A 22,820-nucleotide genomic window follows, 5' to 3' on the forward strand; every position below is an offset into this window, starting at 1 on the left:
GAAACCATGATGAAGACATCCTATTCCTCCCTGCTCGTGATGGTGGCACTGCTGCTGTCGGCCTTGCTCATCGGGCTCGGCGAGCGGCCGTTGTACAAGATCCAGGAGGTGCGAATCGCCGAGACCGCGCGCGAGATGGTGGCAAGTGGCGACTGGCTGGTGCCGCGCTACAACGGGGAACTGCGCTTGCAAAAGCCGCCGCTGCCCTACTGGCTCACCGCGGCGAGCTACCGATTGTTTGGCGTGAACGAGATCGCCACGCGCCTACCGGCGGTGCTGTTCGGGCTGCTGTCGGCCTTTCTCTTCACGTTCTGGGGTGCGTCTCGCCTGGGGGAACGGGCATCGACCAATGCCGCCCTGGTCCTGGTGATCAGTTTCATCGGCCTGCGCTACTTTCGCAGCGGCGAGGCAGACCCGATCCTGCTCTTTTTCATCGCCGCCGCCTGCTTCGTGGGCTACGACCTGCTCGAACGCGGCGGCGATACCCTCCGCCGGCTGCTCTTCGGTCTGCTCTTGGGGCTCGGTTTTCTCAGCAAGGGGCCGGCGGCGCTCGCCGTTCCGCTCCTCACCCTGTTCTCGTGGTCAGTGCTGCAGCGGCGCAGCGGCGGAGTGCGCCATTTCCTGCAAAGCTGCTTCAATCTGCCGGGGTTGGCAGCCCTCTTGATCGTCGCGTTTGGCTGGTATGCCTGGTTGCTGGCGACGCTACCCGATGCCATCAGTCATTTCGTCGGTCGGGAGGTCGATGAGACCTTCGTTAGCGGTACCCATGCCAAGCCGCTGTGGTGGTATCCGCAGCATTTCTTCGAATTCTTCGCCCCATGGGGGATCCTGCTGCTGCCGGCCGGCTGGTGGGCCTATCGGCAACGGGGCTTGGGGAGCCTGCCACCGGTGATCCGTTTCGCCTGGCTGTGGCTGGCGGTGGTGTTCGTTCTGCTGATGCTCACCGTCAACAAGCAGATGCAGTACGCGCTTCTCTTCGCACCGCCGCTTTCCTTGATCCTTGGCCATTATGTGACCGAAGCCGGTGGCGGGTTCGCCCGCTGCAACCGGATCTTGTTCTGGCTGTTCTGCACGGCGGCGATCGCGGCCATGGGGTACCTCGTCTTCAAGAACGGGAATGCGGCATTGGCGTTCTTGCCCTGCCTGGCGCTACTGGCATTGCCCCTGGTGCTGCACCGCCTGCTGAAAGCCCATGCGCCTGCTTTCCCCGTGCTGCTGGTGGCCGTGGCGAGCGCGGCACTCTATCTCTACGGCGAGGCCAATTTGTCCAAGGAACCGCGCAAGACCGCCGCCAAGACCTTGGCCATGCAGCTTCCCGATCCGTCGGTGCCGCTCTATCAGGACCGATCGATCAAAGGCGGGGAGGGTGACGGTGCGCTCTCCTTCTATGCGGGCCGTGTGATTCCGTTGGTGGCGACGAAAGATCTTCCCGCTTTACTCGAGAAACAGGGCGAGATCTGGCTGATTACCGAGCAACCACCGGCGCTCGAAGGCGTCGAGGTCGACATCGTGGCCTCGGTCGACGAACTCGATCTATGCAGGCTGCGACGCAAACCGTGACTTTGACGCCGGCAATCCGGTTCGACGAGGAGGGACCGTTCTCCTTGCTCCTGGACGATGGCACGCAGCTGGTCTGCGAGCACGTCGTCCGGCGGGTACCGGGTGCCCGCCTCGTGTGCCGGGCTCGCTGGCAGGAACGGGCGGTCTACGCCAAGATCTTCGTCGGCCCGCACGCCGCGCGTCATGCCAAGCGCGATCGCCGTGGTGTACGCTGGCTACAGGAACGGGGCATCGTCACGCCGGCGCTGCTCCATGAGGCGCAACTGCCCGAGGGCGCGGGATGGGTGCTCCTCTTCGAGGCCATCGAGGGTGCCCGTAATGCCGAGGAGCATCTGGCCTCGCTTGGCGGCGATGCTCAGGCTCGCCTGCGCCTGATGGAGGCATTGGTGGTGGTGGTGGCGAGACATCACGAGGCGGGATTGCATCAGAGCGATCTCTATCTCAAGAATTTCCTCATCGAGGGGGATCGCATCCACACGCTGGATGGCGACGGCATCCGGGCAGGGCGCTCGCCGCTCGGTCCTCGCCGCGCGCTGCGCAATCTGGCGCAACTGCTCTCCAAGTTCGACGTCGAGGACGAGGTCCACCTGCCCCATCTGCTGCAGGTTTACGCCAAAGTGCGTGGCTGGAAGACCGATGCCCGGATGCTGCGCCGTCTCGTCAGGGCCGTCTGGCAGCATCGCCATGAAGTGGCGCAAGAGTACGCCATGAGCAAAGTCCTGCGCAGCTGTACCGACGTGCGGGTGGAAAGGCGCTGGAATCGTTTCCTGGCCGTGGCTCGCCCTGAAGAGGATCCCGGGCTGCACGAGCTCCTCGAGCGCCCCGATGACTGGCTGGAGAGTCCGGCCAGCCGCCGTCTCAAGACGGGCAATACCTGCACCGTCGGTGTCGTGACCACCGGCGCGCGCCGCGTCGTGATCAAGCGCTACAACGTCAAAAACTTTTGGCATGGCCTGAAGATCGCCCTGCGCCGTTCCCGTGCCGCCCGTTCCTGGTGCAATGCCCATCTGCTGCGCATGTACGGCATCGCCACGGCGCGCCCTTTGGCCCTCGTGGAGCGCCGCTTTGGTCCGGTACGGCGACAGACCTATTTCTTCGCCGAATGGGTGGACGGTCCCGATGTCGCCGAATGTTTCGCCGATCCCTCGGTCAGCGAAGAACTGCGGCGCGACCTCGCCCTACGCCTGGCCCAACTCTTGCACAAGCTGTACCTGCTGGGCATCGAGCACGGCGATCTCAAGGCCGACAATCTCAAGATCGTCGACCGGCAACCGTGGCTGCTGGATCTGGATGCCTTGCGCCAATACCGCCACGCACGTGGAGCATGGTACCGTAGGCGCCACGCCCGGGATCTGCGCCGTTTCCTGCAAAATTGGCAAGGCGAACCGCGGATCCGCGCGATGCTCGAATCGGCCTTGCGGCGAGTCTATGGACCGGATACCGTCCTGAAACAGGCCGGAATCGAAATCATCGAAGAACGAGAGAGCACCACATGAAAATCCTGGGATTGTCGGGCGCCTTGGGGCATGACCCCTCGGCTGCGCTGTATATCGACGGCAAGCTGGTCGCCGCGGCCGAAGAAGAGCGTTTCGTGCGCGACAAGCACGCCAAGAACCGGATGCCTTATGAATCGGCGAAATTCTGCCTGCAATTGGCCGGCATTCGACCGCACGAAGTGGACGCCGTGGCCATCCCTTATGCCCCGATCCCGCTCTTCGGCAGTCCGGCGCGCTGGCATTATGCCCGGCGTTATTGGTACGCGCCCGATCGGGCGCTGGATGCGATCTTTGCCGGCAATCGCCGTTTCTGGCGCTACCGGAAACGCATCGAATGGTGCCTGCAGCAGCTCGGTTTCGACCCGAAAAAGACCGAAATCATCCCGGTGGAACACCACCTGGCCCATGCCGCCAGTGCCTACTACTGCTCCGGCTTTCGCGACAAGACGGCGATCCTGTGCATCGACGGCAAGGGGGAATACGCAACCACTTTCTTCGGGTACGGTGAAAACGGCGTCATCCACAAGATCAAGGAATTCTACGACCCCGATTCCCTGGCGGGCCTCTATGGGGCGCTGACCGAATACCTCGGTTTCGAGATGCTCGACGGCGAATACAAGGTGATGGGCATGGCGCCCTACGGCGACCCCACCCGCTACGATTTCTCGCGTCTGGCGCGTTTCGAGAACGGCGAGCTGGTGGTCAATACCGACTACGTCAACGTCGTTGGCCTGCGCCGCTACAAGGAAAAAGGCAAGGGTTACTACTTTTCGCCCAAGCTGATCGAATGGCTGGGGCCGCGGCGGGAGGGCGACGACGTCGACGAACCCTACATCCATTACGCCGCAAGTATCCAGGCGCTCTTCGAGCGACTGGCGCTCGAAATGATGGACTATTATCTCGGAGACATCATCCGGGAAACCGGTCGGATCGCCTTCGCCGGCGGCGGGGCGCTCAACGTCAAGCTCAACCAGAAGATCGTCGCCCGGCCCGAAGTCGAAGAGCTCTTCGTGCAGCCGGCCGCGGGAGACGCCGGCACCGCCGTGGGTGCCGCCGCCTACGTCAGCATGCAGCGCGGTGTGCCGGTGGAAAAGATGGAACACGTCTATCTCGGACCGGCATACACCAACGAAGAAATCATCGCCGCTTGCGCCAAGCATCCAGCGCGCCCGCGATGGCAGAAGATCGACGACGTGCCCGTGCGGATCGCACGGCTGCTTGCCGACGGCCATCCGGTGGCCTGGTTCCAGGGGCGCATGGAGTTCGGCCCGCGCGCCCTAGGCGCTCGCTCCATCCTCGGCTGTCCGAGCGTGCCCGGCATCGCCGACCGCATCAACGCCCAGATCAAGTTCCGCGAACGCTGGCGACCGTTCTGCCCCAGCATGCTCGACACCGTCGCCCCCCAGATGCTGCAAACCCACCATCCCGCCCCCTTCATGACCATCACCTTCGAGGTGGCCCCCGAATGGAGGCAACGGGTGCCGGAAGTGGTGCACGAGGACGGGACCGCGCGCGCCCAGGTGCTGCGGCGCGAACACAACCCGCGCTACTACGACCTGATGCTGGAGCTGGAAAAGCTCACCGGCAACGGCGTGGTGCTCAACACCTCGCTCAATCGTCGCGGCGAACCCATGGTGTGCAGCCCGAGCGATGCGCTCGACATGTTCTTCGGTTCCGATCTCCAGTATCTCATCATGGAGGATGTCCTGGTGACCAAGGAGGGAGGATCGTGATCGCGGATGACGCCCTCTACCGGCGACTGCTCTTTGTCACCTTCTTCCTCGGCGCGCTGGCGTTCTACTGGGGATTGGGCGACATCGCACTCCTGTCCTTCAACGAGGCGCGTCGCGCCGTTCCGGCCGAGGGCATGTTCCGCAGTGGCGACTGGCTGCTGCCCCGGCTCAACGGTGAGCTCTATCTCGCCAAGCCTCCTTTGCTCTACTGGTTGGCAGCGGCCTGCGCTTGGCTCTTCGGTGCGGCCAACGAATGGGCAGTGCGCCTGCCCTCGGCGCTCGCGGCGAGCCTGTGCGTGTGGGTCTGCTACCGCTATGCGCGGCGGGTGTTCGGATCGTGGCCGGCCTTGTTCGCGACCCAGATCCTCATCGCCAACGCCGGTTTCGCCGTTTTCGCCCGGCGCGCGGAAATCGAGATGCTGCTCACCACTTTGTGCGTCGCCTCCTTGATCGCCGCCTTGCGCTACGTTCAGGGTGAGGGGGGACGCGCCTGGTTGTGGCTGAGCTATGGACTTTTGGGTCTGGCCATGCTCACCAAGGGGCCGCTGGTCTTGCTCTTCGTCACGCTGCCGCTCTTCGCCTTGGCCCTGTCATCGCGCGGCACGCGTCATTGGCAGGCCCTTTATGATCCACTGGGGTGGCTCATTTTTTTGCTGGTAGGGCTTTCCTGGTACGCAGTGGTGACTTGGCGACTGGGCTGGGACGTGTGGACGTCCATCATACAGGTCGACATGGTCGACAAAATCCAGGAATCCACCTCGGACCCGTTTTATGATTATGCTATATGGATAATAGGGGATTTCTTCCCGGCATCCCTCTTGTTGCTGATTCGACCGATCACGACCGTACGGCGATGGTGGCGCGATCGCGACTGCAAGGCCTTGCTCCTCGCCGTCGCGATCCCCTTCCTGCTCTATTCACTCTTCAGCAACAAGCACGCAAAATATCTGCTGCCGATCTATCCGCTTTTGGCGCTTTTGCTGGGCAAGCGCCTCGCCGAGCTCCTCGAGGCGGGCGGCGCGAGACTGCGCCGCATGGTGCTGGTGCTGGGAATCGCCCTGCCGGCGCTTTATGCGCTCTATTTCGGCCTCGTCGAATCCAGGATCTACGATTACCGCATCGCGGTTTTTCCGCAGTTCACCCAATGGCTGCACACCGCCCCTCCTTTCCCGCTCTATGCCTACCACAGCCTCGACGAACGCCTGATCTATTATGCGAAACGGGACATTCCTCTGCTCGACGACACGCGCTTGCAAGAGCTGCGGGCGCACCATTCCGACATGATGCTCTTGGCCGAGAGCGCCGACGGCGAGAAGATCGCGCCGCTCGCGGATTGCCGCCTCCGTACCTTCTCGCCGTATCTGAAAAGGGGTAAGGCGCTGATCGTTTTTGGTTTCGGATCGGCTTGCGTGGGCACGGCCAGCGGGGAATGGCGCGACGATGTAAAGTTCGACGCCCATCGGCCTCATGGTGATATGGGGTGAGAAGCATGAGGCAGAATAGATGGATACGCAGGAAGAAAGAGAAATTTCTCAAACGCTGCATGCCCTGGTGGAACCGGTTTCGTCTAATGCTCGAATGGCGGACCAGGCGGTTCTTGGGCGTGACGACGCATGAGGGAAAACCCGATCTGATCGTATCTCTGACGTCGTATCCTCCTCGTTTTGCGACGCTGCACCTCACTTTGAAAAGTCTCTTGCTGCAGCGCCTGAGGCCGACGCGCTTGATTCTATGGATTGCGCATTCGGATGCCGATCTCCTGCCGAGGAACGTGCTCGATCTCCAGGTCTATGGTGTGGAGATAAGATATTGCGAGGACATCAAATCGTACAAGAAGATCATTCCGACGCTCGAATCGTTTCCTGATGCGATCATCGTTACCGCGGACGACGATGTCTATTACTGGCCGGACTGGCTTGCCGAACTGGTGGCCGCCTCGCGACGGCATCCTCAGGATATCATCGCCCATCGACTGCACCGAATCCGCTACGAGGGAAGCGCGATTCGTCCCTACCGGGAATGGATGCTGGCGGTGGTGGATGGAACCGTCAGCCCGGCGAATTTCGCCACGGGCATCGGCGGGGTCTTGTATCCGCCGGGATGTTTTCATCCTGCCGTCTGTGATCGTGAGCGGTTCATGCGGCTATGTCCCGATGCGGACGATGTTTGGCTTTATTGGATGGTGCGGCTCAATGGACGGCTCGTCCGTCATTCTGGAACGAAACATCTTCCTTGTCCATGGCGTGGAAGCCAATCCATTAGCTTGTGGAAGAAGAATAGGCATCGAAACGACGATCAAATAGAAAATATGATTTCTGTTTTCGGTTGCCCCTGGATGGAACAGGATTATTCATGAAATCTGCCGTGGAAATTTTCCGCTTTGCATCGATCGAGGCGTTTTTCTGTCTCTTGGCGCTCGTTTTTCCGGCGCTCTGGTTGGCGACAGGTGGTGGGGTGAAGGTCCTCGTGCGAATCCTGTTGTTGATGTCTTTGATTCTACTCGTCCGACGCCAGGAGATGAGGAGAGACGTGCTCATCGTTTTTTGCATGATTTTTTCAGTGGGGTTGATTGGGGAATACTTTTGGCAATATTTGACCGTGCCCGAACGTCTATTTCACGGACGTTTTCCTAGCAACTATATCTATTTTTTCTCGTTTTTTCTCGTCCTCGCTTATGGAACGGTCGCGTGGAGGCGAATAAGTCCGTTTCTCTTGCTCACCGGTGCGCTCGTCGGGTTGTTGGCATTCCTTATATGGCATACTCCCTCTCAGCAGTGGATACTTTCCTGGCATGGCGAGCGTGTCGATTTTGGGTTTCGCAACGCGGAGCATGCGGGGATCTTTTTTGGCGCGGGGTTGCTCTGCACGCTGTTTTTCGGCATCAGGATATACCGCTCATGTCCCGTTTCTCTACGGTTTGTCGCGATCGGTGGGATAGTTCTTCTTTTGCTGCTCATGATGTGGGGGGTGATCGCAACCCAGGTGCGTGCGGTATGGCTGGCGCTTCTCGTGGCATTGTCTGCGTCGCTCCTTATCGCCATGATGACCGGCGGGGCAAAAACGATAATGACATGGTTGCGCAACCGCAACCATGTCATATTGGTGCTCCTGATGATCGCGCTTTCGGTGGTGATTCTCGATGCATTAAAAGTTCGGGATCGGCTTGCGGCGCGCCTCGCGCAGGAGACGATCCAGGTGGAGACCATTCGCGGGGCAGCGAATTTTGACGAGCAAATCCAGCTGACGAGTAGCGGGGCTCGTATTGCGATGTGGCGGGCTGCCCGTGATTGGATCGCCGAAAGGCCCATGTTCGGCTGGGGAGTTTTTTCGGCTGAAAATTTGATTGATGCCGACGAGCGTTTCACGCCCATTTTCAAGGAGTGGTTCGGCCACTTGCACAATTCTTATATCGAGGCTCTGGTGGCAACCGGAATCGTTGGTCTGGTCGGAATGCTCTCCATCGTGGGTTTGATCGGCAGAAGTGTGTATGTGGCCTGGCAGGAAGGGGCGATGCCGCGGGATGTATTCTTTTTTTCATGGGCTTTCATCGTTTTCTGGGGCATCGTTAATTTTTTTGAATCGTATATCAACTACAAGACGGGTTTTTATTTGAATAGCGTGATGTTTGGATTCATGTATGCTTTTTATCTGCAGCGTCCAACGGCACCACGGCGGGCCGACGAGGCGATAGGATGAGCGGAAGCGGCTGGTAAGGCGCCCGCTCATCGAGTGATTCGGGATGGTTTGGAGAGTGATCGATGGAGTCGAGCGAGAGTCGGCATGTCGTCGTTGGCGTTTGCACGTTTCGGCGCCCCGAGATGCTGCGCCGCTGTCTTGCCTCGGTGCTGGCGCAAGAGTGTCCGTCTCGGTGGAAAGTCGAGATCGTGGTCGTCGATAACGACGCCGAATCCGATTTGTCGGAGACGATAAGCAGCGCGTTTCCCGAGCCGAAGTATCCAATCCATTACTTCATCGAGCCGCGACGTGGCATCCCTCATGCCAGGAACGCCGTGTGCCGCTATGCTTTGTCTGTCCATGCGGACTTGATCGCGTTCATCGACGATGACGAGGAAGCCGATCAGGGCTGGCTGATGGCCTATGCACGTGGAGTGACTCGGTACGATGCGGAAGCCTACACTGGCCCCGTCCGCTATGTTTTTCCGCCAGGATACCAGGATTGGTTGGCAAACAAGGGATTTGCCGACACCAAACACGGTGCTTTGCTCAAGCGTGCCGCTACGAGCAACGTCATGTTCCGCACCAGTATCCTCGGCCCTGAGGGTGGTGCGCTGCAATTCGATACGAACATGGCTTTGACGGGGGGGAGCGATACCGACTTTTTCATGCGATTGGTTCACCAGGGCGGGCGCATCGTCTATCTCAGCGACGCCGTAGTGTCGGAAGCCGTCGTGCCGAACCGATTGACGATCCGGTGGCGTCTGAAGCGCCAATATCGCTCGAGCGCAAATCGTATCTACATCGAGTCCAAACTGTTCGGAGCCCAAAAAACTGCACGCCGCGCCGTCAAGGAGATCGTGCGCCATGGAGTGGAGGGAACGCTGCGCGTGGTCGTCTCGCCGTTGATGCTGTTGGGTGGCTATCGCAAGTTCAAGCGCAGTTGGTACCACGGCCTTAGGCATTTCGCCAAGGCAGGAGGGCTCGTCGCGGGGTTGCGAGGGCGCCACGTGCAGGTTTATCGTGAGACGGATGGTTACTGAGTAGGGGGTGCCAGAGATGGGGCATGTGTCGCCATGCCAGTTACCAGTCGCTCGATGACCCGCGCCGGAGCGATGTCCCTCAGGCACGCGAGGTGCCCGAGAGGACATTCGCGCGCAAAGCAGGGGCTGCAGGGCAAACCCAGATGGATGATGGAGGCCCGCTCGCTCATGGGGGGGGTGTGGTGCGGGTCGGAGGAACCGTAGAGGGCGACCAGGGGGCGGTCGAGCGCGGCCGCCACGTGCATGAGGCCCGAATCATTGCTCACCACGGCCGAGCACAAGGACATGAGGTCGATGGCTTCGCCCAATTGCGTCTTCCCGCCCAGATCGAGGCAGCGGTTACCGCTCAGGCGGTCGATGGCTTGCGTGATCGCGGCGTCCTTGTTCGAGCCGAAGAGCCACACTTCATAGCCTTGCTCCAGCGCCCAGCGGGCCACGGCGGCGTAGTGTTCCTCCGGCCAGCGCTTGGCCGGGCCGTATTCCGCGCCGGGGCACAGACCGAGGACGGGTCTATCGGGCAGCTCGCGTCCCAGGCGGCGCAATACCTCCACGGCGCCGGCGGGCGAGGCGATGAGGGCAGGGCGCGGCAGCGGCTCGGGTAGCGGGGCGTCGGGTGGCAGGCCGAGCGCGACGAAGCGCTGCACGGTCATGGGCAGCCGAACCGGATCGAGGGGGCGCAGGTCGTTGATGAGGCCGTAGCGCATTTCGCCGCGAAAACCGGTACGCCGGGGGATGCCGGCAGCGAAGGGCAGGATGGCGGACTTGAAGGAATTGGTGAGCAGAATGGCTTGCTGATAGCCCTTGGGGCGCAGCGCCCGCCCGATGCGGATGCGCTGCCATAGGTCGAGCTTGCCATGGCGAAACGGCAGAGGGATGGCCTCGCGCACTTCCGGCATGCGCTCGAGCAGCGGCAGAGTCCAGGAAGGCGCGGCCACGTCGATCGCGCAGCCGGCGTCCTGCTGCTCGAGCAGCTTGAAGAGGCTCTGCGCCAGGATCATGTCGCCGATCCAGGATGGGCCGATGACCAGGATTTGCTGATTCGTCATGCGCTGCCGAGCTTGCGGAGGATGTTGCTGGTGCTGCGTCCCGGCACGACGTCGATGAGCGCGACGCGACCGCCCCAGGACTTGACTTCCTTGCCGCCCACCACCTGGTCTTCGGTATAGTCGCTGCCCTTGACCAGAACGTCCGGGCGGATGGCTTCGATCAAGGAGAGCGGCGTGTCTTCGTCGAACAGGACGACGGCGTCGACCGCTTCCAGGGCGGCCAGTACCCGGGCGCGATCCTGCTCGTGGATGACCGGCCGATTCGGACCCTTGAGGGCACGTACCGAGCGGTCGGTATTGAGCCCGACGACCAGGCGATCCCCCAATTTGGCCGCCTGTTCCAGATAGACGACGTGGCCGGCGTGGAGGAGGTCGAAGCAGCCGTTGGTAAACACGATGCGCTCGCCGTTGGCGCGCCATTGCCGGACGCGTGCCAGGAGGTGCGGCAGGTCGCAGATCTTGTCCGCCTGCTCGCGGACTTCCTCGACCGCGAGTTCGGCCAGCAGTTCCTCGCGGGTGATGGGCACGGTACCCACCTTGCCGACCACGATCCCCGCGGCGAGGTTGGCCAGATGCAGCGCTTCGGCCGGCTCGAGGCCCGCCACCATCCCGGCGGCCAGCGTGGCGATGACGGTGTCGCCGGCACCGGAGACGTCGAACACCTGACGGGCCATGGCGGGAAGATGGAGCATGCGCGTTTCTTCGAGGAGGGTGATCCCTTCCTCGCTGCGGGTGACGGCGAGGAAGCGCAGATCGAGGGCGCGGCGCAGCGCCTGCGCGGCCTGCAGGAGCTCGTCGAGATCCTGGCCGGAGACGCCGCAGGCTTCGGCGGTTTCCCGCCGGTTGGGCGTGAGGGCGGTCGCGCCGCGGTATTTGCCGTAGTCGCGCCCCTTGGGGTCGACCAGTACGGGGATGTCCGCCTGGGCGGCGAGGTCGATGGCGAGCCGGCAAAGCTCGGGGGTCAGGACGCCTTTGGCATAATCGGAGAGGACGACGACGGCCGGTTTCCGTTCCATCATCTCGCGCAGCAGGCGGCTCAGGGCCTCTTGCTCGCCAGCGTCGGGGGCGGCCGTGGCTTCGCGATCGAGCCGCAGCATCTGCTGGTGGCCGCCAAGGATGCGGGTCTTGGTGGTGGTGGGGCGCGAAGACGAGGTGAAGAGCGCCTCGGTGCCGACGCCTTGACTGGCGATGGCTGCGACGAGCTCGCGTCCGGGCGCGTCGTCGCCGACGGTGCCCAGCAGGCGGCAGGGCAGGCCCAGGCCGGCGAGGTTGGCCGCCACGTTGGCTGCTCCGCCGGGGCGGCTCGATTCCTTTTCCAGCAACACCACCGGCACCGGCGCTTCCGGCGAGATGCGTTCGACCTTGCCCCAGAGATAGCGGTCCAGCATGAGGTCGCCGATCACCAGGGCCCAGGCGTCGGCGGGAAAACCCTGACGGAGCGCCTCGATCAGCCGTTGCTGCATGGTGTGGAATCGAGGGTTTCGGCGTCGATGAGGTCACAGAGCATGTGACCGACCAGGATGTGGGCCTCCTGGATGCGGGGCGTGTCGTTGCTGGCGACGATCAGGCACAGGTCGCAGGTTTGGGCCAGCTTGCCCCCGTTGGCGCCGGTCAGGCCCAGGGTGTAGGCGCCGATTTCCCGTGCAGTGTGGATGGCGGCCAATACGTTGGGGCTGTTGCCGGAGGTGGAGAGGCCGATCACCACGTCTTTCGGGGTGCACAGCGCTTCCACCTGACGCGAGAAGATGCGCTCGAAGCCGTAGTCGTTGCCCACGGCGGTGAGGATGGACGTGTCGGTGGTGAGGGCGATGGCGGGCAGGCCGCGGCGCTCGCGCTTGTAGCGGCCGACGATCTCGGCTGCGATGTGCTGGCAGTCGGCCGCGCTGCCGCCGTTGCCCAGCAGCAGGATCTTGCCGCCGGCAAGGAGGCAGTTCCGCAGCCGCATGCCCATCTCGATGAGGAGCGGCATCTGCTCATGCAGCTGTTCGGTGGCTGCTCGATGTGCGCTCAGCGCTTGCCGTATGGCCTGTTCCGGAATCATTCGGTTCCCGAGGTCTCAGCAATAGGGGTCGGGCTGCAGGAGGTAATTCTGCACGTAATCGCGGATGCCCTCTTCCAGCGTGCGGAAGGGTTTGTCGTAGCCGGCCGCGCGCAGTTTGCCGATGTCCGCCTGCGTGTAGTACTGGTATTTGCCTTTGAGATCGTCCGGCATGTCGATCCAGGTGATGTGGGGACGCGCGCCGCAGCTTTCCATTACGGCCGTTGCCAGATCGAGGAAGGAACGGGCCTGACCGGTGCCGACATTGTAGATGGCCGAAGGGCGCGGGGCGGCGAGAAACCACGCCATCACTTCGGCAACGTCTTTGACATAGACGAAATCGCGCAGTTGCATTCCGTCGGCCACGTCGGGGCGATCGCTCTTGAACAAGCGCACCGTGCCGCCGGCGCGGAACTGGGTGAACGCATGGTAGGCGACGCTGGCCATGCGCCCCTTGTGGTATTCATTGGGCCCATAGACGTTGAAAAACTTGAACCCGGCCCAGCGCGGCGGGGCATGTCCGGCCGCGGCCTGGCGCAGCGCCCATTGGTCGAACAGGTGCTTGGAGTAACCGTAGGCGTTGAGCGGACGCAAACCATCGATGCTGGCATCGCTGTAGCCACGCTCGCCGTTGCCGTAGGTGGCTGCCGAGCTGGCGTAGAGGAGCGTCACCCCCTGCTGGGCACAAAACTGCCACAGCCGCTGCGAATAGCGCAGATTGGCTTCGAGGAGGCGGTTCCAGTCGCGCTCGGTGGTGTCGCTGATGGCCCCCATGTGGATGATGGTTTCGACCTGCGCCCCATGACGCTCGAGCCAGGGCATGAGCTCGTCTTTGTCCAGGTAATCGACATAGGTGCGATGGCAGAGATTCTGCCATTGCTCGGGGTGGGTCGGCCTATCGACGAGGAGCAGATCGTCGCGTCCCTGACGGTTGAGCTGCCAGGCGACGATGCTGCCGATCATGCCGGCGCCGCCGGTGATGACGATCATGAGGTGGGTACCGGGAAAACATTTGAAAATTTTAGTATAGCAGTTTTGTCGGGCAATCGGATAAGATGGCGCCGCAGCATGAGTACGAGAACTCGGCGGTGATGGCCCGGTCGAATTCGCCCGTGCCGACGCGTTTTGGCCGATCAGACGTTTCCGGCTAGGCGGCGGAGCCGGTGTGGTGCATGAGTTTTTTCATGAAACGAGGGAGCAGTTTTTCTTGAACGAACAGACTCACGGGCGGAACGTACGGTTCGCCTATTTCGGACTGGTTTACCTGGTCCTGTTGTGGATCAACGCCGCCAATGTCGATTTTGCCGCTGCCGCCGCGAGCGGGTACGGCAGCCTCTTGTTCCTCGTCAATGCCTTCGTCAGCTATAACGCTCTCTACCTCCTGCCAGCCTTGTTGTTGACTTGGCTCGTCGCTCGTCCTTCGCTGTGGCGTCGGCTTCGGCTGCCGGGGGGTGCCGTTTGGGCGCCGAATATGACGGCGGTCCTGACCGGGGCGCTGACCACCCTCTTTTTTTACGCCAACGCCAAGCTCCATGCGCTCTATGGGATGTTCATCAACGGCTTCGTCATCAATCTGCTGATAACGCCGGGCGGCATCGAATCCTTGGGCGGCAGCGCTTCGTCGACGATCGGCTTCGTGTTGATCGCTCTGGCGTTCTTCCTGGGGCATGCCGCGATCTTCATCGCACTCAGCTTCGGCGCGCGGCGCTTTGCCTCGTTGCCGACGGGTTTGCGGCGCCTAGGACGGCCGCTGACCGTGCTGCTCCTGTTCTCGATATTGGGTGATCATTCCGTCTATGCCTATACGAGTGCGGTGGGCAACAAGCCCGAGATGCTCGAACTCACCGAGGGGGTACCGTTTTACGTCGGTACTTCGGCGCGTACGTTGTTCAAAAAACTCGGTTTCGAAGTGGCTTCGCCGGAAAAGGCTCTCAAACAGCAGGGGGGAGGGCTGCAATATCCAGCCAAGCCACTCGAAGTCACCAAGCCGGAGAAGCCCTACAACATCGTATGGCTGGTGTCCGAATCCTGGCGGGCCGATACCCTGGATCCTGAAATCATGCCGGTGACCTGGGCTTTCGCCCAAAAGGCACAGGTGTTCACGCATCATTACAGCGGCGGCAACGGCACCCGAATCGGCATCTTCACCATGATGACGGGGTTGCCGGGTACCTATTGGGACGCTTTCCTGAAAGGGCACGAGGGCGCACCCATCATCGACGTGCTCCAGCAGCAGGGCTATCAGATGTCCTTGTACACGAGCGCCAAATTCAGTTATCCAGAATTCGACCAGACCGTGTTCAGCAAGGTGCCGCGAGAGCAGCTGCATGAAATCGATGCGCCTTTGGCTGGCTGGGAAAAAGACCGGCAAAACGTCTCCGATCTGCTGCACTTCATCGATACGCGCGACCCCGCCCGGCCTTTCTTCGTGTGGATGTTCTTCGAATCGCCCCATGCGCGCTACTATTTTCCGCCGGAGAGCGTGATCCGCACTCCCTATCGGGACGACATCAACTACGCCACGATCGACCGCGACGAGCTGCAAAAAGACATCGTCCCCATCAAGAACCGTTACCTCAACGCCGTGCATCACCTGGACAGCCAATTCGCTCGGATCCTCGAGTATCTCGAAACGCACGGTCTGCTGGAGAACACCATCGTGGTGATGCTGGGGGACCACGGCGAGGAGTTCATGGAAAACGGCTACTGGGGGCACAACTCGACGTTTTCCGATCCGCAGACGCGCACCCCGCTGATTTTGTGGATTCCGGGTCGCACACCCGCCGTGCACGACGTGTTGAGCAGCCATCTGGACGTGGTTCCCACGCTCATGCCGCTTTTGGGCGTAAAGAATCCACCCGAAGACTATTCTTCCGGTTACGACCTCTTTTCCGGCAGGCAGCGTGATCATGTCGTGCTCAGCGATTGGTCGCGCGTGGGATACAAGGATGCCGATGTCAAAATTACCTTGTCGGAAGACTTGGGCCCCTTGGGTAAACGGATCAGCGGCCCCCATGACGAAAAGCTCACGCCGCAGCGTGCCCAGGAATTGTTCCAGAGCAAGCAGCCGCAATTGGTGCGCTTGATGCAGGAGTTGGGCCGGTTCAAACAGAAAAGCCGGCATGAGCCGTGAGTGTCGGGGGGCTGGCCGGGTCATGCGGGAGCGCACCCGATCAAAATAGCGCCTGCTGCACCGGCTCGCCGGCGCGCTTCGCCGGCGGGCGAAAGAGGTGGGTGACGAGCGGGGGGAGCGGTCGCTCGAGGCCGGCGCGGCGGCGGGCAATCGTGAAGCGCTGGGCGAGTAGGGCGGCCCAGGGGCCACGGCCGCGGAAACGCTCGCCGAACGGGCCATCGAGCTTGCCACCGTGCAATTCGCGCAGTCGCGCGAGGATGCGTTCGCGCCGTTCGGGCACGTGCCGTTGCAGCCAATCGTCGAAAATCGCCTCCAGTTCGTGCGGTAGGCGCAAGATGCTCATGAAGGCGCTCGTCGCTCCGGCTTCGGCCGCGGCGGCGAGCACCGCCTCCATGTCTTCGGTAAGGAAAGGAATCTGGGGGGCGAGGCTCACGCCCACCGGCACGCCGGCTCGTGCGAGCGCTGCGATCACTTCCAGCCGGCGCCGCGGGCTCGCCGCCCGGGGTTCCAGCCGGCGGGCGAGTTCGGCGTCGAGCGTGGTCAGCGTCACGTAGACTTCACACAGCCCTGAAGCAGCCATGGGGGCGATAAGGTCGAGATCGCGCAGGATGCCGCTGCCCTTGGTCACGGCCGACCAGGGATGGCGCGCCTCGGCGAGTACTTCCAGCACGGCGCGCGTGAGCCCCAGTTTGCGTTCCACCGGCTGCCAGGCATCGGTGGCAGTGCCCAGCGCGATCGGCGCAGGTCGATAGCTCGGCCGGTTGAGTTCGTCGCGCAGCCGTTCGGCGAGATGGCGCCGGGCGATGATGATGCGCTCGAAGTCCAGCCCCGGCGAGAGGTCCAGCCAGGCATGCATCGGCCGGGCGTAGCAATAGGCGCAGCCGTGCTCGCAGCCGCGGTAGGGGTTCAGCGAGCGGTCGAACCCGATGTCGGGCGAACGGTTGGTGGCGAGGGCACTGTGGGCTTCTTCCCAGCGCACTTCGGTCGGCGGGGCCGTGGGCGCCCCTTTTTCTTGCGCCCAGCCGTCGTCGAAAGGCTCGCGCTCAAGGCAGGCATAGCGGTGGCCCAGGGGAAGGGGGGAGCCACGGGAGGGGGGCTTGTCACGGGAAGAGGCGGGCATGATCGTCGTGTTTCGGTGGGTGCACACGCAGGGCTTGGCCCAAGCTTTCGGGTAGTATAGCTCCCTCTTCATCGACGCTTCGCGCCATGTTCCGTCTTCCCAAAGTCGCTACCGCTCCTTTTTGTCCGTCCGAGGTCCGCGGTAGCGTGTTCGTGTCGCCCACCGCTCCTTGGTGGCAGCGCTTGCTGCGCTTTCTCGGCCCCGGGCTGCTCGTGTCGGTGGGCTACATGGATCCGGGCAACTGGGCCACCGACATCGAGGCGGGTTCCAAGTATGGCTATGCCCTCTTGTGGGTGGTGCTCTTTTCGAGTGTGGCGGCCATGGTGCTGCAATACCTCAGCGTCAAGCTCGGCCTCATCGGCAGGATCGATCTGGCGCGCGCCTGTCGCCGGCATTATGGGCCGCGCGTCAATTTCGTGCTGTGGGCACTCGCCGAGCTCGCCATCATCGCCTGTGACGTGGCCGAAGTACTCGGGTCGGCGCTCGCCTTGCATCTGCTCTTCGGCGTGTCACTCGTGGCCGGCATTGTCATCACCGCGTTCGATATGTTGATCGTGCTTGGTCTCAAGGGGCACGGTTTTCGCCAAGTCGAGGCCATCGTCCTCGGTCTGATCGCGACCATCGGCTCGTGTTTCGCGGTGCAGCTCGTCCTGCTGGGACCGGACTGGCAGGGGATCGTGCACGGCCTGTTGCCGCGGCAGGAGACGCTCGCCGAGCCAGGCATGCTCTATCTGGCGATCGGCATCCTCGGGGCGACCGTGATGCCACACAACCTGTACCTTCATTCCTCCGTGGTGCAGACGCGGCGCATCGTCGAGAGCACCGAGGCTCGGCGTGACGCCCTGCGGTTCGCCACCTTCGACACGGTCGGATCCCTGTCGCTCGCTTTCGTGGTCAATGCCGCCATTCTCACGCTCGCTGCGGCGGCGTTTCACGCCACGGGGCATCAGGAGGTGACGGAGATCCAGGATGCGTACCATCTGCTCGATCCGGTGGTGGGCACCACGCTCGCTTCGCTCCTCTTTGGCATCGCGCTTTTGGCTTCCGGCCAGAGTTCGACTTTTACCGGCACCATCGCCGGTCAAATTCTGTTGGAAGGGTTTCTCGAGCTGAAGATCCCTTGCTGGCAGCGTCGGCTCATCACGCGGCTGCTCGCTCTGGTGCCGGCGCTTGCCGGCGTGTTGTGGCTGGGAGAGGCAGGGGTGGGAACGCTGCTCGTGGCGAGCCAGGTGGTGTTGAGTTTTCAGCTGCCTTTTGCCATCTGGCCGCTGATCCGCTTCACGAGCGAGTGGCGCTTGATGGGGCCCTTCGCCAACGGCATGGCCCTCAAAGTCGTCGCCTGGGCGCTTTTCGCGCTCATCGCCGCGGCCAATCTGTGGTTGGTGGCGGGGCTCTTCGGGCAGGGGTGATCAAGAGGCGGAATCGCTATCCCGAAGAGGGTCACCGGAGGCGCAGGAGGGACAGAGTCAGGCTTGGTCGATTTGCTCGGCGGGAAGGCGCGCCAAGGCCGACGGGTCGATGCTTTGGCGGCGGCACCGGCTCCAGGCCCAAGATGGCTGGGGACGCCTTGGGGCTTGGTGCACTACGATAAACCATTTCCTTTATCATTCTGTCGTTTTGCTCGAAGAGGAGAAATTCATGGAAATCGTCGAAGCAACTTCGTCTTCGGAAGAGGAATCCAGGCTCCGCGAGGCGAAAAAGTGGGCCACCATCGTCTATGCGCTCTACGCGGTCTCCTTGATCCTGGGGGTCACCTATCTGGTGGGAATCATCGTCAACTACGTGAAATACCCTGATGTGCGCGGAACTTGGGTCGAGTCGCACTTCCTGTGGCAGCGCCGCACGTTCTGGTACAGCCTGCTGTGGTTCGTCATAGGGGCGCTCACTTCGTTCATGGCGGTGGGTATGATCGTGTTCATCGTTTCCGGCATCTGGGTGATCTACCGGATCGTGAAAGGCTGGATCTACCTCAGCGACGGCAAGCCCATGTATGCCGCTGCCAGCGCGGTGTGAGCGTTCTTCGCCGGATCATGCCAGCCATGCCGCCATGGTCGCGCCGAGGGTGCGACAGTGTTCGCGTTCATGCTCGGGCAGCGTCTTGGGAGCGAGGATTTGCTCCGGCGTCTGGGCGTGGGTGAGCACGACGTGGGCGGGGGCGAGCGGCCGCAGGCGCCAGCCGGTACAGATGCGTTCGATCTGACGCACGGCGCCGGTGCCGTCGCTGCCGGCGGCGATCAGGGCGAGATAGGGACGTCCATTGACGCGATCGAGCGCGCCGTAGTAGCAACGATCGAAGAATTCCTTCATCTCGCCGGAGAGGGTGGCGAGATTCTCCGGGGCGCAGAAGCAGTAGGCATCTGCCTCGAGTACGTCTTCGAGTGTGGCGTCCGTGGCCCGACGCACGTCGACTGAGATGTGCTCGAGGGCTTCGAGTTCGCGTAGCGCCGCGAGCGCGCCTTCGTGGGCGGCATCGGCTATCTGTCGGGCGGCGCCGGTGCGCGAGTGCCAGACGATCAGCATGCGGGCCGCGAGGCGTGTCATGGCGATTCAGAGATAGTCGCGACGGTCGACGAGGCCGTGCACCGGCTTGTCCTCGAGGGCGCGGGCGAGCCCGCCGAGTCGCGCTTCGACGGTTTCCCGCACGGCGGGGTCGAGGGTGACGAGGACGGTGGGTGTGTTGGTCGTCATGAGAGGGCTCCTGGGTCGGTGCATACTTGCTCAGTGCAACACCAACCCGCCGTCGACGCAGATCGTCTGGCCGGTGACGAAGGCCGCGTCGTCGGAAGCGAGCCAGGCGGCGGTGCCGACCAGGTCTTCGGGAACCTCGAGCCGCGGGATGGCCGACTGTTCGGCGAGCTGCTTGGCCATGGCCTCGAAACCGTGTTCGCGGATCGTCTCGCTCTGCGTCAGACCCGGCGAGATGGCGTTGACCGTGATGCCGTGGCGACCGACTTCACAGGCAAGCGCGCGCGTGAGCCCGATCACGGCGGCCTTGGAAGTGATGTATTGCGCACCGTTGCCGCGACCCATGAAGACGGTATCCGAGGCGATGTTGATGATGCGTCCCCAATGCTGTGCCTGCATGTCGGGAAAGACGGCGCGGGCGCACAGCCACTGGCCTTTGACGTTGACCGCCATCACCCGGTCCCAGACTTCTTCTTCCAGTTCGGTGAAGGGGCGGGCGGCCCGTTCCAGGCCGACGTGGCGCAGCATCACGGCCGCGTTGTTGACCAGGATGTCGACTTTCCCGAAGCGCTCGCGAATGTGCCGAACCGTTTCCGCGACTTGCTCGGCCTGCGAGACGTCGCAGACGAGTGCGAGCACGTCGGGGCCGATCTCATGCGCAGCCGATTCCAGCACCTCGGGCGTGGTGCCGCAGATGGCTACTTTTGCGCCTTCCTGGTGGAGTCGGGTGGCGATGGCCTTGCCGATGCCTCGCCCGCCGCCGGTGACGAGTGCGACGTGATTTTCCAGTCGTTTCATGGACCGTTCCTCCATCATTTCAGCGAAGCGGCGATGTCGATGACGAAACGGTACTTCACGTCGCTCTTCAGCATGCGCTCGTAGGCGGTGTTGATGTAGTCGATGGGGATGAGCTCGATGTCCGAGACGATGCCGTGCTCGGCGCAGAAGTCGAGCATCTCCTGCGTCTCGCGGATGCCGCCGATGAGCGATCCGGCGAGGCTGCGGCGCCGGAAGAGCAGATTGAAGACTTCGGGCGAAGGGTGCGGCTCGGAAGGGGCGCCCACGAGGGTGAGCGTACCGTCGCGTTTCAGGAGCTGCAGGTAGTCGTCGAGCCGGTGCGGAGCGGCCACCGTGTCGAGGATGAAGTCGAGCTGCTCGCGGTAGCGGGCCATTTGCTCGGGATCCTTGGAAATGCAGACTTCGTCGGCGCCGAGCCGCTTGGCGTCGGCCGTCTTGCCGGGCGAGGTGGTGAAGAGCACCACGTGCGCGCCCATGGCGTGGGCGAGTTTGACGGCCATGTGCCCGAGCCCGCCCAGGCCGACAATGCCTACCCGTTTGCCCGGGCCGACCTGCCAATGGCGCAGCGGTGAATAGGTGGTGATGCCAGCGCATAGCAGCGGCGCCACCGCGGCGAGGTCCTTTTCCGCATGCTTGATGTGCAGCACGAAGGATTCTTTCACCACGATGACTTGGGAGTAGCCACCGTAGGTGTTTTCGCTACCGGGACCTCGGCCGTTGTACGTGCCGACGAACCCTTCACGGCAGTATTGCTCCTCGCCACTCGCACAGGCGTCGCAATGGCCGCAGCTGTCGACCATGCAGCCGACGCCGGCGAGATCGCCGACCTTGAAGCGGGTGACCTTTTCCCCCACGGCGACCACGCGCCCGACGATCTCGTGCCCGGGCACGCAGGGATAGATCGTGTTCTTCCACTCGTTGCGCGCCTGGTGCAGGTCGGAGTGGCACACGCCGCAGTAGAGGATCTGGATCTGTACGTCGTAGGGCCCCGGCTCGCGGCGGGCGATTTCCCAGGGAACGAGCGGGGAATGCGGGTCGAAAGCGGCATAGGCTTTGGCGGGAATGCTCATGAGTCGCTCCTCGGAACGAGAGAAAAATCGCAGGCGATCATTCACTATAGACCATCGTCCAAGGGTACGCGGTTGGGCGGAGGCAGAGGTTCTTGATCGGTGCTCCGCCCGGAAAGGATCTGCGACTACAGCAGACGGTTGAAGATCTCGATCGCACGATCCCAGTGCGTCGTGTCGGGGTTTTTCACGTTGGGATCGATCGTACGGAAGGTCTTGGCCAGAGCCACCGTCAAGCCACCGACGATCTGCGGCAGCATGGCACGGACTTCTTCGTCGTATTCGAGGTCGAGGTGGGGCAGCTTGGCGAGCTGCTCCAAGATGGGCGCGAGTTCGAGCTCTTCGTCGAGTTCGCGGAAGGCATGCATGCTTTCCTGGAGGCCTTTCGTCAAAGGAAGATCCCAAGGGCGAATGACGTCTCGAGCGTTGGATTTGGCCGCCGCCTGGCTGACGAGCAACAGATCGTAGAGTTTCTGGTCGAGAAATTCAGTCAGCCGGCGCAGGTCGTTCTTGTCGACGTCGAGCCCGGCCGCGCGCCGGAAGAGCCGTTCGAAGCGGGAAACTGCCATGATGTCGCTCATTCGTGCCTCCTTGGGTAAGCATTTCGACTGATTGCTGACTCTGTTATAGGAACTATGGTGACGAAAAGCAAGCCTTGCAAAATTCTGCGCCCTTCCCTATAACGACGAACGGATGTCATTGTGGATAGAAGAAAGGAGGAAGACCATGCGTAAACACACGAGGCGGGTATTGGCGACGAGCCACATTGCGGGTCAGCTCGACCCTTTGGGACGGCTGGTGGAGATGGTCGGTGAGCTCGACGTCGATGCGGTCATGATCGTCGGTGATCTGGTGGCCGCGGGAGGGGTTCATCGTGCCGATGCCTATCGCGAAGTATTCGGCAAGCTCGGAGCGATGCGTGTGCCGACGTTCTTCGTCCCGGGCGCTCACGATGCGCCGCTGACGATTATCTGCGAGAAGCCTACAACCTCGAGCTGACTTTTCCGATGCTGCATGGGGTCCATGGGACGCTCGCCTTCGCGCCGGGTCACGTGGCAGTGCTGGGCATGGGCGGTGAGATCGGCCAGATGGGAGGGCGTGAAGAGCGCGAGCGCCTTTATTATCCCGAATGGGCGGTCGAGTATGTCTTGAAAGTTCTCGACGAATTGAAGGACTACGAGAAAATCTTCCTCTTTGCCACTCCTCCGGCGCACAGGGATTGGGAGAAGGGGTCGCAGGCGCTCACCACGCTGATCAATACCTTTGCCCCGAGTCTGGTGGTGGTCGATGCGCCCCATCGGCACCATGCCGAAGTAGGTACGAGCCTGGTGGTCGCTCCAGGACGGTTGTCGGAGGGGGATTTCAGTATCGTCGACTTGCGCAGCCGCAAGATCGAAGCGGGCAACGTGCGCTGAGATCCGATCTC

Annotated in this window: 22 protein-coding genes; 12 read left to right on the plus strand and 10 right to left on the minus strand. The window is 62.4% G+C overall.

The features are described from left to right. Positions 1-6: 6 nt before the first annotated feature. The 7 genes from H607_RS0101060 to H607_RS0101090 all read left to right on the plus strand — a co-directional run bounded on the left by H607_RS0101060 (position 7) and on the right by H607_RS0101090 (position 9,507). On the plus strand, positions 7-1,560 hold the full coding sequence (locus H607_RS0101060; protein ID WP_028873894.1) for an ArnT family glycosyltransferase: 1,554 nt from the start codon (positions 7-9) through the stop codon (positions 1,558-1,560). Then, a complete protein-coding gene (locus H607_RS0101065; protein WP_051240524.1) occupies positions 1,536-3,056 on the plus strand; it encodes a lipopolysaccharide kinase InaA family protein in 1,521 nt (506 codons plus the stop codon). Before H607_RS0101060 ends, H607_RS0101065 begins: the two co-directional genes overlap by 25 nt. After that, the gene (locus H607_RS0101070) at positions 3,053-4,789 is read left to right on the plus strand and encodes a carbamoyltransferase family protein (RefSeq protein WP_028873896.1); all 1,737 of its coding nucleotides are present in this window, start codon (positions 3,053-3,055) and stop codon (positions 4,787-4,789) included. The genes H607_RS0101065 and H607_RS0101070 overlap by 4 nt, the downstream gene beginning before the upstream one ends. Further along, positions 4,786-6,273 carry an ArnT family glycosyltransferase gene (locus H607_RS11125; protein ID WP_051240526.1) on the plus strand — a complete coding sequence of 496 codons (1,488 nt, stop codon included), beginning with the start codon at positions 4,786-4,788 and terminating at the stop codon, positions 6,271-6,273. The genes H607_RS0101070 and H607_RS11125 overlap by 4 nt, the downstream gene beginning before the upstream one ends. A 119-nt stretch (positions 6,274-6,392) precedes the next feature. Continuing rightward, the gene (locus H607_RS0101080) at positions 6,393-7,145 is read left to right on the plus strand and encodes a glycosyltransferase family 2 protein (protein WP_157381249.1); all 753 of its coding nucleotides are present in this window, start codon (positions 6,393-6,395) and stop codon (positions 7,143-7,145) included. Next, positions 7,142-8,485 carry an O-antigen ligase family protein gene (locus H607_RS0101085; protein WP_028873898.1) on the plus strand — a complete coding sequence of 448 codons (1,344 nt, stop codon included), beginning with the start codon at positions 7,142-7,144 and terminating at the stop codon, positions 8,483-8,485. The genes H607_RS0101080 and H607_RS0101085 overlap by 4 nt, the downstream gene beginning before the upstream one ends. A 62-nt stretch (positions 8,486-8,547) precedes the next feature. Next, the gene (locus H607_RS0101090) at positions 8,548-9,507 is read left to right on the plus strand and encodes a glycosyltransferase family 2 protein (RefSeq protein WP_028873899.1); all 960 of its coding nucleotides are present in this window, start codon (positions 8,548-8,550) and stop codon (positions 9,505-9,507) included. Here the strand turns inward: H607_RS0101090 and waaF are convergent. Genes waaF through rfaD form a run of 4 tightly spaced genes read right to left on the minus strand, consistent with a single transcriptional unit; the run spans position 9,501 to position 13,581 of the window. Next, entirely contained in the window at positions 9,501-10,553 is a 1,053-nt protein-coding gene (gene waaF, locus H607_RS0101095; protein WP_028873900.1) for a lipopolysaccharide heptosyltransferase II, read from the minus strand. The genes H607_RS0101090 and waaF overlap by 7 nt on opposite strands. Beyond that, positions 10,550-12,016, minus strand: a complete 1,467-nt coding sequence (hldE, locus tag H607_RS0101100) for a bifunctional D-glycero-beta-D-manno-heptose-7-phosphate kinase/D-glycero-beta-D-manno-heptose 1-phosphate adenylyltransferase HldE (RefSeq protein ID WP_028873901.1) — start codon at positions 12,014-12,016, stop codon at positions 10,550-10,552. The genes waaF and hldE overlap by 4 nt, the downstream gene beginning before the upstream one ends. Continuing rightward, a complete protein-coding gene (locus tag H607_RS0101105) occupies positions 12,001-12,594 on the minus strand; it encodes an SIS domain-containing protein (RefSeq protein ID WP_037989193.1) in 594 nt (197 codons plus the stop codon). The genes hldE and H607_RS0101105 overlap by 16 nt, the downstream gene beginning before the upstream one ends. 15 nt (positions 12,595-12,609) lie before the next feature. Beyond that, complete coding sequence (rfaD, locus tag H607_RS0101110; RefSeq protein WP_028873903.1) at positions 12,610-13,581, minus strand: ADP-glyceromanno-heptose 6-epimerase; 972 nt, start codon at positions 13,579-13,581, stop codon at positions 12,610-12,612. A 217-nt stretch (positions 13,582-13,798) separates the two neighbouring features. Between rfaD and H607_RS11130 the strand changes: the two genes are divergently transcribed. After that, complete coding sequence (locus tag H607_RS11130; protein ID WP_037989273.1) at positions 13,799-15,724, plus strand: sulfatase-like hydrolase/transferase; 1,926 nt, start codon at positions 13,799-13,801, stop codon at positions 15,722-15,724. Between the two features lie 40 nt (positions 15,725-15,764). On the opposite strand, the gene H607_RS11135 is transcribed toward H607_RS11130, so the two are convergent. Then, positions 15,765-16,916 (minus strand): PA0069 family radical SAM protein, encoded by a 1,152-nt coding sequence (locus H607_RS11135; RefSeq protein ID WP_211218428.1) that lies wholly within the window; start codon positions 16,914-16,916, stop codon positions 15,765-15,767. Positions 16,917-16,930: 14 nt separating this feature from the next. Here H607_RS11135 and H607_RS0101125 point away from each other — a divergent pair, with 14 nt between their 5' ends. Beyond that, a complete protein-coding gene (locus H607_RS0101125) occupies positions 16,931-18,253 on the plus strand; it encodes an Nramp family divalent metal transporter (protein ID WP_028873904.1) in 1,323 nt (440 codons plus the stop codon). Positions 18,254-18,482: 229 nt separating this feature from the next. Beyond that, positions 18,483-18,857: a DUF4870 family protein gene (locus H607_RS0101130; RefSeq protein WP_037989195.1), complete on the plus strand. Its 375-nt coding sequence runs from the start codon at positions 18,483-18,485 to the stop codon at positions 18,855-18,857. 15 nt (positions 18,858-18,872) lie between these two features. Here H607_RS0101130 and H607_RS0101135 read toward each other — a convergent pair whose 3' ends face one another. From H607_RS0101135 to H607_RS0101155, 5 genes are all read right to left on the minus strand, one after another. Next, on the minus strand, positions 18,873-19,385 hold the full coding sequence (locus H607_RS0101135; protein ID WP_028873906.1) for a flavodoxin family protein: 513 nt from the start codon (positions 19,383-19,385) through the stop codon (positions 18,873-18,875). A 6-nt stretch (positions 19,386-19,391) separates the two neighbouring features. Further along, positions 19,392-19,532: a hypothetical protein gene (locus H607_RS13295; RefSeq protein WP_157381250.1), complete on the minus strand. Its 141-nt coding sequence runs from the start codon at positions 19,530-19,532 to the stop codon at positions 19,392-19,394. 30 nt (positions 19,533-19,562) lie between these two features. Further along, a complete protein-coding gene (locus H607_RS0101145; protein WP_028873907.1) occupies positions 19,563-20,327 on the minus strand; it encodes an SDR family NAD(P)-dependent oxidoreductase in 765 nt (254 codons plus the stop codon). Positions 20,328-20,341: 14 nt separating this feature from the next. Then, entirely contained in the window at positions 20,342-21,397 is a 1,056-nt protein-coding gene (locus H607_RS0101150; protein WP_037989197.1) for an NAD(P)-dependent alcohol dehydrogenase, read from the minus strand. Positions 21,398-21,522: 125 nt separating this feature from the next. Beyond that, complete coding sequence (locus tag H607_RS0101155) at positions 21,523-21,975, minus strand: DUF1931 family protein (protein ID WP_028873909.1); 453 nt, start codon at positions 21,973-21,975, stop codon at positions 21,523-21,525. Between the two features lie 145 nt (positions 21,976-22,120). Here H607_RS0101155 and H607_RS13670 point away from each other — a divergent pair, with 145 nt between their 5' ends. Together H607_RS13670 and H607_RS13675 are read left to right on the plus strand one after the other, a co-directional pair. Beyond that, complete coding sequence (locus tag H607_RS13670; protein WP_051240533.1) at positions 22,121-22,393, plus strand: metallophosphoesterase; 273 nt, start codon at positions 22,121-22,123, stop codon at positions 22,391-22,393. Then, positions 22,390-22,809: a metallophosphoesterase family protein gene (locus H607_RS13675; protein ID WP_281168722.1), complete on the plus strand. Its 420-nt coding sequence runs from the start codon at positions 22,390-22,392 to the stop codon at positions 22,807-22,809. The genes H607_RS13670 and H607_RS13675 overlap by 4 nt, the downstream gene beginning before the upstream one ends. The last annotated feature ends 11 nt before the right edge of the window (positions 22,810-22,820 follow it).

The organism is Tepidiphilus margaritifer DSM 15129 (genome assembly GCF_000425565.1).
Lineage (GTDB): Bacteria > Pseudomonadota > Gammaproteobacteria > Burkholderiales > Rhodocyclaceae > Tepidiphilus > Tepidiphilus margaritifer.

What these genes read in the sequence shown, in the direction of transcription:
- hldE (WP_028873901.1), bottom strand. Translation starts at nt 12,016, where the DNA reads ATGCAGCAACGGCTGATCGAGGCGCTCCGTCAGGGTTTTCCCGCCGAC.
- H607_RS0101090 (WP_028873899.1), top strand. Translation starts at nt 8,548, where the DNA reads ATGGAGTCGAGCGAGAGTCGGCATGTCGTCGTTGGCGTTTGCACGTTT.
- rfaD (WP_028873903.1), bottom strand. Translation starts at nt 13,581, where the DNA reads ATGATCGTCATCACCGGCGGCGCCGGCATGATCGGCAGCATCGTCGCC.
- H607_RS0101070 (WP_028873896.1), top strand. Translation starts at nt 3,053, where the DNA reads ATGAAAATCCTGGGATTGTCGGGCGCCTTGGGGCATGACCCCTCGGCT.
- H607_RS0101135 (WP_028873906.1), bottom strand. Translation starts at nt 19,385, where the DNA reads ATGACACGCCTCGCGGCCCGCATGCTGATCGTCTGGCACTCGCGCACC.
- H607_RS0101065 (WP_051240524.1), top strand. Translation starts at nt 1,536, where the DNA reads ATGCAGGCTGCGACGCAAACCGTGACTTTGACGCCGGCAATCCGGTTC.
- waaF (WP_028873900.1), bottom strand. Translation starts at nt 10,553, where the DNA reads ATGACGAATCAGCAAATCCTGGTCATCGGCCCATCCTGGATCGGCGAC.
- H607_RS11135 (WP_211218428.1), bottom strand. Translation starts at nt 16,916, where the DNA reads ATGAAGAGGGAGCTATACTACCCGAAAGCTTGGGCCAAGCCCTGCGTG.
- H607_RS0101125 (WP_028873904.1), top strand. Translation starts at nt 16,931, where the DNA reads ATGTTCCGTCTTCCCAAAGTCGCTACCGCTCCTTTTTGTCCGTCCGAG.
- H607_RS0101150 (WP_037989197.1), bottom strand. Translation starts at nt 21,397, where the DNA reads ATGAGCATTCCCGCCAAAGCCTATGCCGCTTTCGACCCGCATTCCCCG.
- H607_RS0101145 (WP_028873907.1), bottom strand. Translation starts at nt 20,327, where the DNA reads ATGAAACGACTGGAAAATCACGTCGCACTCGTCACCGGCGGCGGGCGA.
- H607_RS0101060 (WP_028873894.1), top strand. Translation starts at nt 7, where the DNA reads ATGATGAAGACATCCTATTCCTCCCTGCTCGTGATGGTGGCACTGCTG.
- H607_RS0101130 (WP_037989195.1), top strand. Translation starts at nt 18,483, where the DNA reads ATGGAAATCGTCGAAGCAACTTCGTCTTCGGAAGAGGAATCCAGGCTC.
- H607_RS0101105 (WP_037989193.1), bottom strand. Translation starts at nt 12,594, where the DNA reads ATGATTCCGGAACAGGCCATACGGCAAGCGCTGAGCGCACATCGAGCA.
- H607_RS13295 (WP_157381250.1), bottom strand. Translation starts at nt 19,532, where the DNA reads ATGACGACCAACACACCCACCGTCCTCGTCACCCTCGACCCCGCCGTG.
- H607_RS0101155 (WP_028873909.1), bottom strand. Translation starts at nt 21,975, where the DNA reads ATGAGCGACATCATGGCAGTTTCCCGCTTCGAACGGCTCTTCCGGCGC.
- H607_RS13670 (WP_051240533.1), top strand. Translation starts at nt 22,121, where the DNA reads ATGCGTAAACACACGAGGCGGGTATTGGCGACGAGCCACATTGCGGGT.
- H607_RS0101085 (WP_028873898.1), top strand. Translation starts at nt 7,142, where the DNA reads ATGAAATCTGCCGTGGAAATTTTCCGCTTTGCATCGATCGAGGCGTTT.